This window comes from Paracidovorax wautersii, assembly GCF_031453675.1.
In the GTDB taxonomy this organism is placed as follows: domain Bacteria; phylum Pseudomonadota; class Gammaproteobacteria; order Burkholderiales; family Burkholderiaceae_C; genus Paracidovorax.
The window spans coordinates 1,890,518-1,907,978 of sequence record NZ_JAVIZX010000001.1; the positions used below are offsets into that span (position 1 = coordinate 1,890,518).

Below are 17,461 nucleotides of genomic sequence, written 5' to 3' on the forward strand. Positions count from 1 at the left end.
GCCGCCCGGGGCCGGGTGCATATCTTCATAACGCCAGATGCTGAGCGGTGTGCCAGCATGCAGGCTGCTGCGCTGCCGGTTGGCGGCCAGCGCCCCCTGAAACCCTGCAGAACACCCCGCCATGATTCCACGCCGCCAGTTCCTCACCCGTTCCGCCCTGCTCGCCGCCGCGCCGCTGGCGGCTGCTGTCCCCGCCTGGGCGCAGGACCCCACGCTGCGCCTGGTCGTCGGCTACCCGCCCGGCGGCTCCAGCGACCGCGTGGCCCGCATCGTGGCCGACAAGCTGCAGGCGGCGCTCGGCCACCCGGTGATCGTCGAGAACAAGGTGGGCGCGGGCGGCCGCATCTCGGCCCAGTACGTGAAGAACGCGCCCGCCAGCCAGCCCATGCTGCTGCTGGCCAATCCGGCGGTGATGGTGGTGTCGCCCCTGGTCGTGAACGACGTGGGCTACGACCCCGTAAAGGACTTCGTGCCCGTGAGCGAAGTGAACAACTACGTGTTCGGCGTGGCCGTGTCCACCGGCGTGCCGGTCAAGGAACTCTCGCACCTGCTGGCCTGGCTGCGCGCCAACCCCAGCCAGGCCAACATCGGCGTGCCCGCCACGGGCAGCCTGCCGCACTTCTTCGCGCTCATGCTGGGCCAGCAGGCCCAGGTGACGGCCGAGGCCGTGGGCTACAAGGGCTCGGCCCCGCTGCTCACCGACCTGATCGGCGGCCAGGTGCCCGTGGCCGTGGACACGCTCGACAGCCTGATCCCGCAGCATGAGGCCGGCAAGATCCGCATCCTGGCCGTGTCGAGCGAACAGCGCCACCCGCTGGTGCCGCAGGTGCCCACGCTCAAGGAAGGCGGCGTAAAGCTCGCCGCATCGGGGTGGAACACGGTGTTCGCGCCCAAGTCCCTGCCGCAGTCGCAGGTGGACCGCTACGCCGGCCTGATCCAGAAGGCCATGCAGGATGCCGACACGCAGCGCCTGTTCAAGGCCGGCAACCTCGACCCCGTGGTGGCCTCGGCCGCGCAGACGCGCCAGCGCCTGGCCGCCTACCGCCAGCAGTGGGAACCGGTCATCAAGGCTTCCGGCTACCGGCCCTGAGCCTGGGTTGCGCCGGGGCCGCCCCCTGGCCGCTGGCGGCTTAGCCTTCGGGCGACGGCCGCGCGCCGCCTGTGCCGCCGCCGCAGGCGTTAAGGTAGCGGCCCGGCCGCGGTGCGGGCGTCTACCGCCTGTTGCTATGCATTTTGATGGGCATGCGCCCGTCCCTGCTGCGCTGCGGGCTGTTTTTCTCTCAAAGATTTTCCGATGCAACGACCGAACATCGTCTTCATCGTGGCCGACGATCTCGGCTATGCGGACCTGGGCTGCTACGGCGGGCGCGATGCGGCCTTCGGCCCCGTCTCGCCCGTGCTCGACCAGCTGGCCGCCGGCGGTTTGAAGCTCACCCAGGGCTATTCCAACTCGCCCGTGTGCTCGCCCACGCGCTTCGCGCTGATGACGGCGCGCTACCAATACCGCCTGCGCGGCGCGGCCGAGGAGCCCATCCGCACGGCCACGCGCGGCAACGACCAGCTGGGCCTGCGCCCCGAGCACCCCACGCTGCCCTCGCTGCTGAAGGACGCCGGCTACCGCACGGGGCTCATGGGCAAGTGGCACCTGGGCTACCCGCCGCACTTCGGCCCCTTGAAGTCGGGCTACGAGGAATACTTCGGCCCCATGTCGGGCGGGGTGGACTACTTCACCCACTGTGGCGCCAACGGCGTGCACGACCTGTGGTTCGGCGAGGAAGAGAAGGCCGACGAGGGCTACCTCACCGACCTGATCACGAACTACTCGGTGGACTACATCGAACGCATGGCGGCAGGCGCGCAAGCCGGCACGCCGTTCTTCCTGAGCGTGCACTACACCGCCCCGCACTGGCCATGGGAGACGCGCGACGACGAGGCGCTGGCGCATGAGCTGAAGGACAGCAAGCAGGCCATTTACCACCTGGCCGGCGGCAATGTGGAAACCTACCGCCGCATGATCCACCACATGGACGAAGGCATCGGCCGCATCGTGCAGACGCTGCGCGCGCACGGCCTGGAGCGCGACACGCTGATCGTCTTCACCAGCGACAACGGCGGCGAGCGCTTCTCGGACAACTGGCCGCTGGTGGGCGGCAAGATGGATCTGACCGAGGGCGGCATCCGCGTGCCTTGGATCGCGCACTGGCCCGCGGTGATCGCGCCCGGCGGCACCAGCACGCAGCCCTGCCTGACCATGGACTGGTCCGCGACGATGCTCGATGTGGGCGGCGCGCAGCCGCATGCCGATTACCCGCTCGACGGCCAGACCCTGGCGCCGCTGTTGCGCAACGCCGCCTGGACGGCCGACCGCCCGCTCTTCTGGCGCATGAACCACCGCGGCCAGCGCGCCATGCGCCACGGCGACTGGAAGTATCTGCGCGTGGACGGCGTGGACTACCTCTTCAACCTGGCGCAGGACGAACGCGAGCGGGCCAACCTGGCGCCGCTGCAGCCCGCCAGGCTGGCGGACATGGTGCAGGCCTGGGAGGCGTGGAACGCGAGCATGCCGGCGATTCCGGGGGATGCGACGGTGAGCCTTTGCTATACGGAGAAGGACATGCCGGGGCGGTAGGACGCTCGGCCCGCGAACGCGGCAGCAGCGCTTTTCGCCCGCGCCGCTATCTGGCAAGACTGCTGGGGCCATTGGCCCGAAAATGTCCCCCCACGGGTAGACTCGGGCCATGACCACGCTTCTTCTTTGCACCTGTGCCGCTTTGGCCGCGCTGCTCCACGCAGCCGCAGGTGTGCGGGCGCTCGCCCCAAAGAACGCGCGTCGTCAACGAACGCCCGCACATCCCTGAGCCCGGCGGCACCCCTCTCCCCTTTACCTTCAGCGCAAACATCCACCGCCGGGCACCCGCCTCGCGCGGCTGCGGCCGGCTTGACCTCTCGGGCAACCGCCGCATTCGATGGAGTGCCTTGTATGCATGATGCTGTGGTGATCGCTCTGGGTGAGCGGACATTGACCGAACTCGATTCTTCTCGCTTGTCGAGGCTGGCGGACCAACAGCGGCCCGCCGTTCTTGCCGACGTTCTCGCCCAAGCCGAGGTGATCCGCTCCCGCGCCGTGCGGGATGACGTGGTCACTATGTACTCGCGCGTGGAACTGGTGGACCTGCATACCCGGCGGCGCCAGATGCTGACCCTTTGCTACCCGCGAGATGCCCAACCGGCGGCCGGGCTCATCTTGGTGCTGTCGCCGGTGGGCATGGGCGTGCTGGGGCTAAAAGTGGGCGACGTTGCCCGCTGGCCCACCCCGCATGGCGAAGAGTGCGCCGCCACCATCGAAGCCATCGAGTTCCAGCCCGAAGCCGCGGGCGACTTCACTACTTAGCCGGGCACCGCCACCGGCCATGCACGGCTGCGGACTGGCCGCGGCCCCTCTCATCGCCTGCCCCATCGGCGCCGTACCGCGGCCGCCCTTGAAGGGCCACGCCATTCGAAAGGACGTTTCACCATGATCCCCCGCTCCATTCTTGCCGTTACCGACTTTTCGATCCAGGGCACCCTCGCCATGGCGCGAGCCGCGCTGCTGTGCGCCAAGCACGGCGCAACGCTCAAGCTTGTCTACCTGGCGCCTGCTGATGAGGCCCCACCGCCGGACGCGGCCGTGCGCTTGTCGCACCACGCGCTGCAGCTGCAGCAGCGCCACTACATCACGGTGCACGCGGCAACGCGCACCGACTTCATGGCCGCGAGCGTCGCGTCCGAGGCGAAGAGCGCCGACCTAGTGGTGTGGGGCACCGCTCCCTTGCGGGGCCTGCGCGGCTGGTTCTCCGCGCACCCGGCCATCCGATTGCTGCGCGCCACCAAGCGTCCTGTGCTCGTGGTACGTCAGCGCGCCGAGCAGCCCTACCAAAGCGTGATGGTCGCCGTGGACTTTTCGGCCGCATCGCGCCGTCTGGTCGAATGGGCCGTCGCCCTGCACCCCTCTGCGCGGGTTGAACTGTTCCATGCCATTGACACCGCGAATGAGGGCAAGCTGCGCTATGCCGAAGTGTCCGAGCAGGCCATCCGGATGTACCGCGAGGAGTGCCGGCGCCATGCGCAGAGCCGGATGCTCACACTGTTCGACTCGAACGACGCACGGCGCAACCGACTCTCCTCGTCGATCGGCCGCGGCAACCCTGCACGGCAGGTTCTGGTGCAGCAGCAAAGCATGGGCGCGGACCTGATCGTGGTGGGCAAGCATCCCGCATCCTGGCTTGCTGACCTGGTGTTCGAGAGTGTGGCCCAGCGCGTGCTGCACGGTGCCCGCGCGGATGTGCTGGTCGCGCCGCACGGCTTTCAACCCGCCTCCCGTGGCGCTGCCATCGAGCGCCTCTCTACCGATATGCCCGTACGCCGCGTCAAGGCAGGAGCACCGCGCCCGCCGGGTTATCCGAACCCGGCGGCGATGCCGGCCGGCACCTGACCGACGGGCTGCGCAGGCGAAGGGGGCAACGCAGGGCGACCGGCATTCGGGCGCCGGTGCAGGGGATGCTCGCTTTCCGTAAGCCGGCTTCGTCAGCACCGGGATCCGCCGTGCGCAGGCCTCGCCAGGGGCGTGCGTGCGGCAGGCGCCTTCAGTCCAACCCCCCGCCCTCCACCAGCCGCGTCACCAGCGGATGCATCACCTTGCGCACGTTGTAGATCAGGTGGAACTGCTCCTGCACGTCGTCCGTGGTGCCCACGTGCACCAGGCCGTGGGTGCGCGACAGCATCTCGCCCAGAGAGGCGGGCGCGGGCATGACGCCCATGCCGGTGCTGGCGAAGGTGGCGAGCAGGGCGCTGTCCTCGAACTCGCCGGCGATGCGTGGGCGGATGCGCTCGCGTTCCAGCCAGTCGTCGATGTGGGCGCGCATGGCGGCGTGGCCGGTGGGCAGCAGCACCGGCACCACGGCCAGGCTGTGGGGAAACTGGCGGGCGGCGGCCTCGGCCCATACGGGCGGGGCATACCAAGCGATGGGGCTGGTGCCCAGCAGCTGGCTGGTGGTCTTGAGGGCGGGGTTGGGCGGTGCAGGGCGGTCGGCCAGCACGGCGTCGAGCTTGTGCAGGGCCAGCTCACCCAGCAGGGGCTGGAACTCGCCTTCGTGGCACAGCAGGCGCAGGTGGGGTTCGTCCAGCACGGGGGTGAGCAGGCGGTGCACGGCCACCTTGGCGATGCCGTCGGAGATGCCCAGATTCAGCCGCAGCGTGCGGCCCGAAGCGGCTTCCGATACGCGGTGCGGCAGCTTCTCGCCCAGAGCGAAGATGTGGTCGGCCTCGTGCATGGCGGCAATGCCGGCATCGGTCAGCACGAGGTTGCGGCCCTCGGTGCGCAGCAGCGTCGAGCCCAGGTCCTTTTCCAGCAGGCGCACTTGCGCGCTGATGGTCTGCACGGCCATGTCCAGCCGTTCGGCGGCCCGGGTCAGCCCACCTTCCTTGGCGACGACCCAGAAGTAATACAGATGGCGGTAGTTGAAGGTCTGGCTCATGGCGTGTAGGACGGGGGCGGCTAACAGTTCGCAAAAACCGAAGTGATGTTAAAGCCAAGCGGGCTTGGCGTCTTCCGGCGGTACGGGCACATTCCAGGTTCCCGTGTTTCCCCTTCCACCTTTTTGCGAAAACCAACATGACTAGCTGCGCAAATCGCCTCCGCTGCCTGCCGGGCTTCCAGCCCCGCAGGCCCCTTCCTCTACCGCGCTGCGGCGCAGGGAGCTGAACATGGTGGAAACCATCGGAACTCCCATGATGTGGGCCGCCTTCGGCCTGTTCGTCGTCGTCGCCATCGCCATCGACCTGCTGGTCATGGAGCGCCAGGGCGCACACAAGGTGACCATGAAGGAAGCGCTCAGCTGGAGCGTGCTCTGGTTCTCTCTGGCGTTCGTGTTCGTCGGCATCCTGTGGTGGTACCTGAACGGCTCGCAGGGCCGGGAGGTGGCCAACACCGTATCGATGCAGTTCATCACCGGCTATCTGGTCGAGAAGAGCCTGTCGGTGGACAACATCTTCGTCTTCCTGATGATCTTCAGCTACTTCGCCGTGCCGGCCGAGTACCAGAAGCGCGCCCTCATCGTCGGCATCATCGGCGCGATCGTGCTGCGCACGGTGCTGATCCTGGCGGGTGCGTGGCTGCTGGCCACCTTCCACTGGCTGCTGTACGTGTTCGGTGCGTTCCTGGTCATCACCGGCGTGAAGATGTGGATCGCCGCCGGCAAGGAGCCGGACATCTCCAGCAACCCCGTGCTGAAGTTCCTGCGCAAGCACATCCGCATGTCGGACAACTTCGACGGCGAGAAGCTGACCACGGTGGTCAACGGCGTGAAGCTCTTCACCCCGCTGTTCGTGGTGCTGCTCATGATCGGCATCACCGATGTGATCTTCGCGGTGGACAGCATCCCGGCCATCTTCGCCATCACGAGCGATCCGTTCATCGTGCTCACGGCCAACATCTTCGCCATCCTGGGCCTGCGTGCGCTGTACTTCCTGCTGGCCGACCTGGCGGACCGCTTCCACCTGCTGGCCTATGGCCTGGCCCTGGTGCTGGTCTTCATCGGTGCCAAGATGCTGCTGATCGACGTGTACAAGATCCCGATCGGCTACGCGCTGCTGGTCACGGCTTCGCTGATCGCCGGCTCCATCATCCTGTCGCTGCGCACCTCGCGCCCGGCGGTGGCAGCCGAGCCGGCCACGCCGGCCGCCCTGCCGCCCAAGGAATGACGGCGGGTACGGCGCACCGCAGGCGACCCCGAAGATGATGCAGTCCCTGTGCACCCTGCGCCGCTGGCTGCGCGGGCTCGAACCCCGGGCCCGCGCCCTGATGGGCGGCAGCGGCTGGCTGCAGCGCATGCAGCCGTGGCTGGAGCGGCGCCAGCTGTTCCGCTTCCAGCGCCAGCCGCTGGCGCGCGGGGTGGCGGCTGGCGCGTTCTGCGGGCTGATCCCCGGTCCGCTGCAGCTGCCGGCCACGGCCCTGGCCTGTGCCTGGGTGCGCGGCAATGTGGTGGCCGGCGGCGTGACCACCTTCTATACCAACCCGCTCACCACCGTGCCGCTGTATGCGCTGGCCTTCCAGATGGGGGCCCTGGTGCTGCCGGGTGAGCAGGTCCTGCCGGCGTGGCAGAGCGTGGCACCCGGGGGCGACTTCACGGTGCAGGCCCTGGCGGCGTGGATCCAGGCGCTGGGCCTGCCGCTGCTGGTGGGGCTGCCGGTGCTCGGCCTGCTGTTTGCAGCGCTGGGGTATCTGGCCGTGCAGCTGCTGTGGCTGGCGCCCGCCGTGCAGCGCGGACGCCGCTGGCAGCGGGCACGGGCCGCGGCCCTGCCACTGCAGGGGCCGGGCGGATGAAGCGGTGAACGCCAGGCAGGGATGGACAGAACAGCCGGCGGCAGTGGGCTATTGCCAAAATGCCCCGCAGCGCTTGATTGGCAAGCGCAGTGCGCTATTAATTACATAGCGATTGCCGTCGGCTGGCCGTGGGGGCACGGCGCGGCCCGTGTTCTGCAGCGCGGCGCGGTGGCCGGGGGCGGTCAGGCCGCCGGCTTGTATTTGATGGTGCAGCCATAGGGCTGCGTGGTGGCGGCCGCCACCGGCTTGCCGGCGGCGATGTCCCCCAGGGCCGCCTTCACGTAGTTGGTGGCCTTGTCGATGTCGGCCGGCCGGGCCGACGGGATGCTGTCGATCGCGCCTGCATACGCCAGCGTGCCCTGCGCGTTCACGATGTACAGGTGCGGCGTGGTGCGCGCGCCGTAGGCCCGGCCGATGCTGCCGTCCTCGTCCATCAGCACGGCGGTGGGTACGGCCTTGCGCTCTTTCAGCCAGCCGGTGAGCTGGGCGGGCTCCAGGTAGTCGCTGGCGGCTTTCTCGGTGGAGTTCACGGCCAGCCACACCACGCCCTGGTCCACGGCGCCCTTCTGCGTGGCGGGCAGGTTGCCGCTGTCGTAGTGTTTGCGCACGAAGGGGCAGCCGGGATTGGTCCATTCCAGCACCACGGTCTTGCCGCGGAAGTCGGACAGCCGCACGCTCTTGCCGGCGGTGTCGCGGGCGCTGAAGTCCGGCGCCGGCTGGCCCACGGCAGGTGCCGCCTGGGCAGTGGTTGCGGCCAGCACCAGCGTGGCGGCCATCACGGTATGTCGAAGCAGCATGGCAGGGGTCCTTGCAAAGAACGGATGACGGCGCAGTATGGGCGCAGCAACCCCGCGCCGCCAGAGGCAACCCTGGGACCGGCACCGGTTTGGTTGCTAACCCTCCACTTGGCGCAGTGCGTGGGCAGAAAGGGGTCGTGTCCGGCACCGACTGGAGGCAAAGTGCCATACGGATGGGTTCGCCTTTCCTACAGGGCCGGGACGGCGTGCCTTCTACGGTGGGGGTGAAAGACCTTCTCAATCCGCCCCACCATGCCGCGTCTCCAGCCCCCGTGCCTCATCCTCGCGCCGCTTTCGGCCGCTGCCGCCTGCAGCCTTTCGGTATGGCGGGTAGCGCGATGATCGGCGTGATCATTCCCGTGCACAACGAACAGGACCAGCTCGGGGCCTGCCTGCGTGCGGTGACAGAGGCCGCGCGGCACCCCACGCTGGGCGGCGAAGCGGTGGCGGTGATCGTCGCGCTGGACGCGTGCACGGACCGCTCCGCCCGCATCGCCTTGGCGGGCGGAGCGCAGGCCGTGGCCGTGCACGGCCGCAACGTGGGCGCGGCCCGTGCGGCCGCCGCGGCGCAGGCGCTTGCGCTGGGCGCACGCTGGCTCAGCAGCACCGATGCCGACAGCGAGGTGGCGCCCGACTGGATCGCGGCCCAGCTGGCGGAAGGCGCGCAGGCCGTGTGCGGCACGGTCGAGGTCGCTGACTGGCGGGGCGAAAGCGCCGCCCTGCGTGCGGTCTACCAGGCGGGCTATACCGATGCGCCCGGCCACGGCCACATCCACGGGGCCAACCTGGGCGTGTGCGCCCAGGCCTATGTGCGGGCGGGCGGCTTTGCGCCGCTGCGCACGCGGGAAGACGTGGCGCTGGTCCACGCGCTTCAGGCTGGCGGCGCACGCATTGCCTGGTCCAACCGGCCGCGCGTGCGCACCAGCGCCCGCCGCAGCTACCGCGCGCCGGAAGGCTTCGGCGCCCATCTCGAACAGTTGCGCCGCTGTCTCGCCGCACCCCCAGGGCCCCTGGCCGAGGTGGCGGCGTGACCGCCGGCACGGCCACTTTGACCGCGGGCCTGCGGGACGCGCTGGCCCAGGGGGCTGGCGACCCGCCCGCCGCGCAGTTGCTGCGTCTGGTGCGCAGCGGCGGCGACCGGCTGCCGTTGCCCGGGAACGGCGCCACGCTGCAGCGCTGGCAGGCGCTGAGCGCGGTGGCGGCGGCCGATCTGTCGCTGGCCAAGCTGTTCGAGGGGCACACCGATGCGCTGGCCATCCTGCAGGAAGTCGCCGCCCTGCGGGGCGCGCAGGACGTGCCTGCGGGACCGGCGCCCGCGGCGGGAGACGATGCGTCGGACGCCGGCCCCGCGCTGTGGGGCATGTGGGCGGCCGAGGCGCCCGGCGGGCGGGTGGAAGTGCACCGCCAGGCGGGCGGGCAGACCGTGCTGCGCGGCACCAAGCGCTGGTGCTCGGGGGCGGAACACCTCACGCATGCCCTCCTCACCGCCTGGTGGCCTGGGGTGGAATCGCCACAGCTGGTGGCCGTGGCCTTGCGGCAGCCGGGCGTGGCGGTCTCCGCCCAGTCCTGGCAGGCCGTGGGCATGGCGGGCAGCGCCAGCGTGGACGTGACCTTCGACGACACGCCCGCCACGCTGGTCGGCGCGCCGGGGGACTATCTGGGCCGCCCGGGCTTCTGGCACGGCGGCGCCGGCGTGGCGGCCTGCTGGTATGGCGGTGCGATGGCCGTGGGCCGGGCACTCCACCAGGCCGTGGCCGCGGCACAGAACGGCCCCGCCGGCCAGCCCTTCAAGGAGGCCGCCCTGGGCAAGGTGGACGTGGCGCTCGCCGGCGCGGCGGCCCTGCTGCGCGAGACCGCGCAGTGGATCGATGCCCATCCGCAGGCCGACGCGCAAGCGCCCGTGCTGCGCGTGCGCCAGGCCGTGGAAGCCATGGCGCGCCAGGTGCTGGACGAGGCCACCCGCGCCCTCGGCCCCACGCTGCTGTGCCGCGATGCGGCGTTTGCCCGGCGCGCGGCAGACCTGCCGGTGTTCATCCGGCAAAGCCATGCCGAACGGGACGACGCAGCGCTCGGCCGCCTGCGCGCCGCGGAACCGGAGGCGCCATGGGCCTTGTGAGCGCAGCGCCCTTGGAGTACCAGCATGCCGACGCAGGCGCGGATGCAGATGCCGCGTCGCGCCATATCGACACGCCGCGCCATGGCGCCGCTGCGTGGCACGCCTGGCTGCAGGCGCAGGCGCAGGCCCTGCAGCCGTTGACGGAGGCGGTGCCGCAGGCAATCGCCGCGCAACGGCTGGTGGTGGTGGCGCCCCATCCCGACGACGAACTGCTGTGCTGCGGCCTGCTGATGCAAGCCCATGCCCGGCGCGGCGGGGCGGTGCACATCGTCGGCGTGACGGACGGCGAGGCCAGCCATGCGGACGCCCCCGGCTGGCCGCCCGAGCGCCTGGCCCGCGTCCGGCAGGGCGAGCGCCTGCGCGGGCTGCAGGCCCTGCAGATGCCGCCGCCCGCGCTGACCTCCCTGCACCTGCCCGACGGCGGCGTGGCGCCCGCCGAGTCGGCGCTGCGCGAGGCGCTGCAACGCCTGCTGCAGCCGGGCGATGTGGTCGTCACCACCTGGCAGCGCGACGGCCACCCGGACCACGAGGCCTGCGGCCGCGCCACGCTGGCCGCCGCCCACCGGGCGGGCGTGGCCGTCGTGCTGCAGGCGCCGGTATGGGCGTGGCACTGGGCCCGCCTGGCCGACCCCGCCGTGCCCTGGGCGCGGCTGTGCCGCCTGGGCGCGCACCCGGCCGACCTGGAGCGCAAGCAGCGCGCGCTGCGCCGGCACGCCTCGCAGTGCCTGCCGCGCGGGCCGGGCCTGCCGCCGGTGCTGGACGACGCCATCCTGGCGCGCGCGGCCTGGCCGGATGAGTTCTTCATCGTGGAGCCCGCACCATGAGCGCGCACCCCCCCAGCCATTTCGAGGCGCTGTACCAGCAGGGCGCCGACCCGTGGCGCATGCAGGGCAGCTGGTACGAGGCCCGCAAGCGCCAGCTGCTGCTGGTCTGCCTGCCCGGGCAGCGCTACGCCAGCGGGTACGAGCCCGGCTGTGGCGAAGGACTGCTCACGCAGCCGCTGGCCGCGCGCTGCGACCGCCTGCTGGCCGCCGATGTCTCGGCGTTGGCGCTGCAGACCGCGCAGCATCGGCTGGCCGGCCTGCCGCACGTGGCGTTCGCACGCCACGTGCTGCCGCAGGACTGGCCTGCGGGGCCCTTCGACCTGGTGGTGCTCAGCGAACTGCTGTACTACCTGGACGCCGAGGCGCTGCAGAGGCTGGCGGGCTGCCTCGTCGCGTCGCTCTCGCCACAGGCCACGGTGCTCGCCTGCCATTGGCGGCACGCCATCGCGGGGTGCGAGATCAACGGCCCGCAGGTGCACGAGCGCTTGCATGCGGCGCTGGGCCTGCCGCGCGTGCTGCAGCTGCAGGACGCCGATTTCTGCATCGACGTCTGGGAGCGCGGCCAGGGCGCCAGCCTGGCGCTGCGCGAAGGGCGGGCGTAGCAGGCGAGCAGTCCGACCCCTCAGCGCGGCGCGGGCACCGCGCGGGCCGTCGCTGCGGCGATGGCCGCCAGCGCGATCAGCACGGCACCGTAGCCCAGCGCGGTGGCGTGCAGCCCGTACAGGCCGGTCAGCAGCCCGGCCGCGATGGCCGGCAGGCTGAAGGCCAGGTAGCTCAGCACGAAGAAGCTGGCCATCAGCCCCGCCCGGTCCTGCGGCGACGCCATGGGCACCAGGCAGCGCACGGCGGCATTGAAGCCTGCGCCAAAGCCCAGCCCCGCCACCAGCGTGCCGCCGAAGAAGGCCGCCGGGCTGTGCCAGGCCACGCCGGCCAGCGTGATGGCCAGCCCCAGGGCCAGCGCCGCGGCGCTGAACTGCAGCACGCCGCGCGGCGGGCGCTGGCGCACCACGGCGATGGCCAGCGCGCCGGGCAGCACCAGCGCGGCGATGAGCAGGCCGCCCACCAGGGGCGAGGCGCTGCCCGTCACCAGCCGGCCCAGCGAGGGGCCGAGCGACAGGTAGAACCCGCCCAGCGCCCACCCCGCCGTGCTCAGCGGCAGGATGCGCAGCAGCGGCGTGCGCGCGGCCTGCGGCACATGCATGCGCGGCATTAGCGACCGCCAGGCGCCTGCCCGGCGCGTGACCGTCTCCGGCAACCAGAACGCGGCCGCGCACTGCAGGGCGATCACCCCCAGCAGCAGTTCGAACACCAGCTGCGTGGGCGAAGGCAGGTACTGCACCAGCACGCTGGTGCCGAGCGCCCCCACGGCCATGCCGACCATGGGCGCCACGCTGTTCATCAGCGGGCCGCGCACGGGGTGCAGGTCCACCAGCAGGGCGCTGAGCGCGCTGGTCGCCATGCCCGTCGCCACGCCCTGCAACACGCGGGCGGCCAGCAGCCAGGCCACGGATTCGGCCTGCCAGAACGCCAGCACCGACACGAACTCCAGCGCCAGCGCCGCGATCACCACGCTGCGCCGGCCGACATGGTCCGACAGCGCGCCGAAGCAGAGCAGCGCCGCCAGCAGCGCAAACGCATAGCTGGAGAAGATCACGGTGAGGCTGAAGGCCGAGAAGCCCCACATCTCCCGGTACAGCGCGTACAAGGGCGAGGGAGCGCTCGACGCCGCCAGGAACATCACCACCAGGGACACCGTGAACCACAGAGCCGCATGGGGGCCGAGCCGGCGCCGGGGCCAGGCGACGGGCGGAGCAGGGGAGAAGGCTGTCGTCATGGTGCTAAAGCAAAAAATTTGCGTTAATGGATTGTGCCACTAACGCAAAGTCTTTGCTTTACGGCGCGCGCCTTGCGGAGGGGCCTCCTACAATCGCCCCATGACGACGACCGAAGCAGCCGCAGCCGCCACCCGTTTGCGCCCCGGCGGACGCAGTGCCCGCGTGCAGGCCGCCGTGCACCAGGCCGTGCACGACCTCACGGCGCTGCACGGGCGCGAGGCGCTCACCATTCCGCAGATCGCCGCGCAGGCGGGCGTGACGCCGTCCACCATCTACCGCCGCTGGGGCGATCTGGTCGAGCTGCTGGCCGATGTGTCCCTCGCCCGGCTGCGCGACGAATCCGAGCCGCCCGACACCGGCAGCGTGCAGGGCGACCTGCTGGCCTGGGGCGAGCAGTTCCTGGAGGAGATGTCCTCCGACGTGGGCCGCCAGATGCTCAAGGACGTACTCACCGCCAGCGGCTATGGCGACGGCTCCGCGCCGTGCCAGTGCCTGCAGATCACCGCGGGGCAGATCACCTTGCTGGTCGAGCGTGCACAGGCGCGCGGCCAGGCCACGCCGTCGGTGGACGCGGTGCTGGACACCCTCGTCTCGCCCATCATCTACCGCCTGCTCATGGGCGCGGGCACGCCCACCGGACGGCAGCTGGCCCACTGGGTGGGGCTGTGCGTGGCACAGGCGGGTGCGGCCGATGTGTTGCCGGCCCATGGCGCACCGGTGGCCAAGACCGGGAACCGCTAGGCGGGAGCGGCTGGTCGTGCCTGCTGCCGGCCATTTTCAGTACTTTTTTAAAAGCCTTTTAGGGCTCCAGCGCATATTCCATGAGCGCATGCAGCTATCAATAGCGTAGCGATAAGGCGCCGGCCTTTGAGCGCTGCAGGCGGCGGGCCTGCGGGCGGCCGGCGCCCGCCCCGCACGGATGCACGCCGCAGTGGCACCATGGCAGCCGCTGGAGCGGAACTGCCGGCGGGCAGTCGCGCTGCCCGGCGCTGCACAGACCGTGCCCCGGCCTCCCAATTGCATGTCGCAGTGGTCCCTTGCCGAGGAGTGCGTCCATGGTGTTGTGTCTTCCGTCCCCCGGCCTGCGCCGCGCCGCCGCCGTGTTGGCGGCGTTCAGCCTGTCCTGGCCGGCCGCGCAGTCTGCGTCCCCGGCGCCCCTTCCGCATGCCGTGTCGGTGTGGACGAACACGCTGGGCATGCCCTTCGTGCAGATCCCGGCGGGCCGGTTCCGCATGGGCAGCGACGAGCCGGTGCAGGCGCTGGCGCGCGACTTTCCGCAGCTGGAGCGCCGCCGCTTCGAGCAGCTGGACGACGAGGCGCCGGTGCATACCGTGCGCATCACGCAGGCCTTCTGGTTGGGGCAGACGGAGGTGACGGTGGGGCAGTTCCGCCGCTTCGTGCAGGCCTCGGGCTACCAGCCCGAATCGGTGGCCGACGGCACGGGCGGCTATGGCTACAACCCGGCCTACGACCCCGCCACCACGGCGCGCGGCGATGCCTTCGAGGGGCGCGATCCGCGCTATTCATGGCAGAACCCGGGCTTTGCCCAGAGCGACGACCACCCCGTGGTCAACGTCACCTGGTACGACGCCGCCGCGCTGGCCGCCTGGCTCAGCGCCACCGAAGGCCACCGCTACCGCCTGCCGACCGAGGCCGAATGGGAATACGCCTGCCGCGCCGGCACCACTACCCGCTGGCCCCATGGCGACGATCCGCAGGCGCTGGCCCCGCACGCCAACGTGTTCGACCACACCGCCGCGCCCTACTGGCCGCGCTGGCAGGCCCAGGCCGTGGCCGGCAGCGACGGCCACGCCTTCACCGCGCCGGTGGCGCAGTACCCGGCCAATGCCTTCGGCGTGCACGACATGGTGGGCAACGTGTGGGAGTGGGTGTCGGACTGGCATGCCGACGACGCCTATGCCCGGGCGCCCGCCGCCGATCCGCAGGGGCCGGCCAAGGGCAGCGTGAAAGTGCGCCGCGGCGGCTCCTGGCACACCTGGCCGCTCTATGCCCGCTGCGCCTACCGCAATTGGAACGTGCCGCAGACGCGCTACACGCTGGTGGGCATCCGGCTGGTGCGGGAGCTGGACGGCGCGGCTGCAGCATCGACCCGCCCGGCGCCGCAGGCAGCGCGGCTTCCGGCGGCGCCTGCGCAGAGGGCTCGGTAGCGCGGCCGCACGCGACGCAACGCCGCTGCGCGCCCTGTGCTGCGCTGCGCCCGGCTCACAGGCTCTTGAGCGGCACCACGTCCTTGCCCTTGAACGTGAACACCGTCACGGCGGACGAGCGCAGGTCGTGCTTGTCGTCGTAGCTGTACTCGCCGCTCACGCCGGCGTACTTGCCCTTGGCGATGTGGTCGATGATCTTCTTGCCGTCCGTGCCCTGCGTGGCTTCGATGGCGCTGGCCAGCAGGTGCATGCCGTCGTAGAACGCGGCGGCATACGTGAGCGGGTCGCGCTTGTATTCGGCGCGGTAGCGCTCGATGAACTTCTGGCCCTTGTCGCTCTTGTCCAGCATCGAGCCGCCCTGCGTGCAGTAGGCGTTGAGGTTGCCGGCCACCTGCGACAGCACGGACGTCTCGGACGAGCAGATGCCGTCGCCGCCCAGCAGCGGCACGTTCAGGCCCAGCGCGCGCATCTGGCGCAGCATGGGGCCGCCCTGGGGCGAGTAGCCGCCGTAGAAGACGGCCTCGGCCTTGGAGGCGCGCACGCTGGTCAGGATGGCGGTGAAGTCCGTGGCCTTGTCGGTAGTGAATTCGTTGGTCACCACCTTGATGCCCTGGCGCTTGGCCTCTTCCGTGAATTCCTTGGCCACGCCCTGGCCGTAGGCGGTGCGGTCGTCGATGACGGCCACGGTCTTGATCTTCAGGTCCTGCGCGGCGTAGACGGCCATCTTGGTGCCCAGCTGGTTGTCGCTGGCGCCGATGCGGAACAGGTTGCGGTAGCCCTGCTGCGTGATCTTGGGGTTGGAGGCGACGGTGAAGGTGACGATGTCGGCCTCGGCCAGCACGCGCGAGGCGGGCATGGCCACGCCCGAGTTGTAGGGGCCGAGCACGAACTTCACCTTGCGGTCCGCCAGGCCCTGGGCGATCTGCACGCCCTGCTTGGGGTCGGCGCCGTCGTCGTGCACGTCCAGCTCGAACTGCACCGGCTTGCCGCCCACCTTGATGCCGCGGGCGTTGATCTCCTTGACGGCGAGCAGCGCGGCGTCGCGGTTGTCCACGCCGTTGGCGGCCTGCGGGCCGGTCACGGGGCTGAGAAAGCCCACGCGGATGCGCTCCTGCGCGTGGCCGAAACCGGCGGCGGCCAGGCTGGCGATGAGGACGGCGGTGCGAAGCATCGGACGGTGGTTCACGGTGAATCTCCTTGGATCTGGATCGTTGTGGGAAAGGGCCTGCGCACGCGCGCCGGCCTGCCTCATGGGCGGGCGGCGCGTGGCGGGGCCGGCGGCGAGTATGCCCGCAGCGCGGCGGGCCGCGGCCGTGATGCGGCGCGAACGTGAGGCGGGCGGTGGTTGCGGCGGCGCTGCCCGCCGCGCTCAGCCGCCGTGGGGCACCGCGCCCTCGCGCCGCAGCGCCGCCAGCGCGGCGCGGCCGGCGGCCAGGTCCCACGCGGCGCTGCCCACGCTCTTGAAGACGAGAGGGCGGGTGTGGTCGGGAGCGGCGTCCAGCAGGGCGGCGAGCGGGCGCACGTGCGTCCAGTCCACGCCGGCCTGGATCAGGTCGCCCGCCTCGTGGCGGGCGCCGGCAGGCTCGTCGGCATACAGCGCGCTGCCGTGCAGCGTGGCCGGGCCGATCTCGGCCAAGTCCGGACGGAAGGCGCCCACGCCGATCACCAGGCGCCCGGCGCGGGCGGGCAGGTCGTACACCGGGGCCTTGCTGGTGGTGGCGGCGATCACCACGTCCACGTGCTCAGGCACCTCGGCGGGGCAGGGCTTCACGTGGCCCGCCGCCGCGCCTACGAAGGCCTGCGACGCGGCGGCCGTGCGCCCGCGCACCCAGACGAAAGCCTGCGGATACACGGCCTGCAGCGCCTGCAGATGGGGTGGCGGGCCTGCACGCCCGTGCCGATCAGCAGCACCTCCCGCGGCGGCTGCGCCAGCCCGTGGCGGATGGCCAGCATCGACACGGCCGCCGTGCGCCGGCCCGTCACCTCGGGGCCATCGAGCAGGCACAGCGGCCGGCCCGTGGCTGCGTCGTAGACGGCGACCACGCCGTGGATCGTGGGCAGGCCGCGCTGCGCGTTGGCGGGCTGCACGTTCACCAGTTTGTGGATGGCGATGTCCGGCGCCGTGGCCGGCATGCTGAGCAGCACACCGCCCTCGCCCAGCGGCACCACCTGCCGCTCAGGGCTGAAGAGCCGGCCCGCCGCGCCGTCGCGCGCAGCCGCGGCAATGGCTTCCACCAGCGCGAGGGGCTCCAGCAACCGTGCGGTGCGCGCCGCGTCGCAGACGACCAGTGGTGCGGCGGGATCGGGCAATGGAAGACCGGTGGCGGCAGGGTGCATGGCAGGCGGCGGCGGCGGTGGTGG

16 protein-coding genes and 1 pseudogene are annotated in these 17,461 nt (G+C 71.3%); 12 read left to right on the forward strand and 5 right to left on the reverse strand.

The window, feature by feature from the left end; translation table 11 throughout:
* Positions 1–121 precede the first annotated feature (121 nt).
* The 4 genes from QE399_RS08600 (at position 122) to QE399_RS08615 (ending at position 4,471) form a co-directional block, all read left to right on the forward strand.
* Positions 122–1,090 (forward strand): Bug family tripartite tricarboxylate transporter substrate binding protein, encoded by a 969-nt coding sequence (locus tag QE399_RS08600; protein ID WP_309827984.1) that lies wholly within the window; start codon positions 122–124, stop codon positions 1,088–1,090.
* A gap of 204 nt (positions 1,091–1,294) precedes the next feature.
* Positions 1,295–2,629, forward strand: a complete 1,335-nt coding sequence (locus QE399_RS08605) for a sulfatase family protein (RefSeq protein WP_309827986.1) — start codon at positions 1,295–1,297, stop codon at positions 2,627–2,629.
* Positions 2,630–2,980: 351 nt separating this feature from the next.
* Positions 2,981–3,391: a GreA/GreB family elongation factor gene (locus QE399_RS08610; protein ID WP_309827988.1), complete on the forward strand. Its 411-nt coding sequence runs from the start codon at positions 2,981–2,983 to the stop codon at positions 3,389–3,391.
* 123 nt (positions 3,392–3,514) lie between these two features.
* On the forward strand, positions 3,515–4,471 hold the full coding sequence (locus tag QE399_RS08615; protein ID WP_309827989.1) for a universal stress protein: 957 nt from the start codon (positions 3,515–3,517) through the stop codon (positions 4,469–4,471).
* 151 nt (positions 4,472–4,622) lie between these two features.
* Here QE399_RS08615 and QE399_RS08620 read toward each other — a convergent pair whose 3' ends face one another.
* A complete protein-coding gene (locus tag QE399_RS08620; RefSeq protein ID WP_309827991.1) occupies positions 4,623–5,513 on the reverse strand; it encodes a LysR family transcriptional regulator in 891 nt (296 codons plus the stop codon).
* Between the two features lie 229 nt (positions 5,514–5,742).
* Between QE399_RS08620 and QE399_RS08625 the strand changes: the two genes are divergently transcribed.
* Both QE399_RS08625 and QE399_RS08630 read left to right on the forward strand, forming a co-directional pair.
* Complete coding sequence (locus QE399_RS08625) at positions 5,743–6,738, forward strand: TerC family protein (protein WP_309827993.1); 996 nt, start codon at positions 5,743–5,745, stop codon at positions 6,736–6,738.
* Between the two features lie 34 nt (positions 6,739–6,772).
* The gene (locus tag QE399_RS08630; protein WP_309827995.1) at positions 6,773–7,360 is read left to right on the forward strand and encodes a DUF2062 domain-containing protein; all 588 of its coding nucleotides are present in this window, start codon (positions 6,773–6,775) and stop codon (positions 7,358–7,360) included.
* Positions 7,361–7,542: 182 nt separating this feature from the next.
* On the opposite strand, the gene QE399_RS08635 is transcribed toward QE399_RS08630, so the two are convergent.
* Positions 7,543–8,157, reverse strand: a complete 615-nt coding sequence (locus tag QE399_RS08635) for a thioredoxin family protein (RefSeq protein WP_309827996.1) — start codon at positions 8,155–8,157, stop codon at positions 7,543–7,545.
* 338 nt (positions 8,158–8,495) lie between these two features.
* On the opposite strand from QE399_RS08635, the gene QE399_RS08640 reads away from it, so the two are divergent.
* From QE399_RS08640 to QE399_RS08655, 4 genes are read left to right on the forward strand one after another with little or no spacing between them, the layout of a single operon-like run.
* Positions 8,496–9,188: a glycosyltransferase family 2 protein gene (locus QE399_RS08640; RefSeq protein WP_309831983.1), complete on the forward strand. Its 693-nt coding sequence runs from the start codon at positions 8,496–8,498 to the stop codon at positions 9,186–9,188.
* Positions 9,185–10,273, forward strand: a complete 1,089-nt coding sequence (locus QE399_RS08645; RefSeq protein ID WP_309827998.1) for an acyl-CoA dehydrogenase family protein — start codon at positions 9,185–9,187, stop codon at positions 10,271–10,273. The genes QE399_RS08640 and QE399_RS08645 overlap by 4 nt, the downstream gene beginning before the upstream one ends.
* Entirely contained in the window at positions 10,261–11,097 is an 837-nt protein-coding gene (locus tag QE399_RS08650) for a PIG-L deacetylase family protein (RefSeq protein ID WP_309828001.1), read from the forward strand. The genes QE399_RS08645 and QE399_RS08650 overlap by 13 nt, the downstream gene beginning before the upstream one ends.
* On the forward strand, positions 11,094–11,699 hold the full coding sequence (locus QE399_RS08655) for an SAM-dependent methyltransferase (RefSeq protein ID WP_309828002.1): 606 nt from the start codon (positions 11,094–11,096) through the stop codon (positions 11,697–11,699). Before QE399_RS08650 ends, QE399_RS08655 begins: the two co-directional genes overlap by 4 nt.
* Positions 11,700–11,719: 20 nt before the next feature.
* On the opposite strand, the gene QE399_RS08660 is transcribed toward QE399_RS08655, so the two are convergent.
* Positions 11,720–12,931, reverse strand: a complete 1,212-nt coding sequence (locus QE399_RS08660) for an MFS transporter (RefSeq protein ID WP_309828004.1) — start codon at positions 12,929–12,931, stop codon at positions 11,720–11,722.
* 100 nt (positions 12,932–13,031) lie between these two features.
* Between QE399_RS08660 and QE399_RS08665 the strand changes: the two genes are divergently transcribed.
* A complete protein-coding gene (locus tag QE399_RS08665; RefSeq protein ID WP_309828006.1) occupies positions 13,032–13,673 on the forward strand; it encodes a TetR/AcrR family transcriptional regulator in 642 nt (213 codons plus the stop codon).
* A 314-nt stretch (positions 13,674–13,987) separates the two neighbouring features.
* On the forward strand, positions 13,988–15,100 hold the full coding sequence (locus QE399_RS08670; protein WP_309828007.1) for a formylglycine-generating enzyme family protein: 1,113 nt from the start codon (positions 13,988–13,990) through the stop codon (positions 15,098–15,100).
* Between the two features lie 55 nt (positions 15,101–15,155).
* Here QE399_RS08670 and QE399_RS08675 read toward each other — a convergent pair whose 3' ends face one another.
* Both QE399_RS08675 and lhpI read right to left on the reverse strand, forming a co-directional pair.
* Positions 15,156–16,271 carry a branched-chain amino acid ABC transporter substrate-binding protein gene (locus QE399_RS08675; protein ID WP_309831985.1) on the reverse strand — a complete coding sequence of 372 codons (1,116 nt, stop codon included), beginning with the start codon at positions 16,269–16,271 and terminating at the stop codon, positions 15,156–15,158.
* Between the two features lie 198 nt (positions 16,272–16,469).
* Positions 16,470–17,437 (reverse strand): annotated as a pseudogene (lhpI, locus tag QE399_RS08680) (bifunctional Delta(1)-pyrroline-2-carboxylate/Delta(1)-piperideine-2-carboxylate reductase).
* Positions 17,438–17,461: the final 24 nt, after the last annotated feature.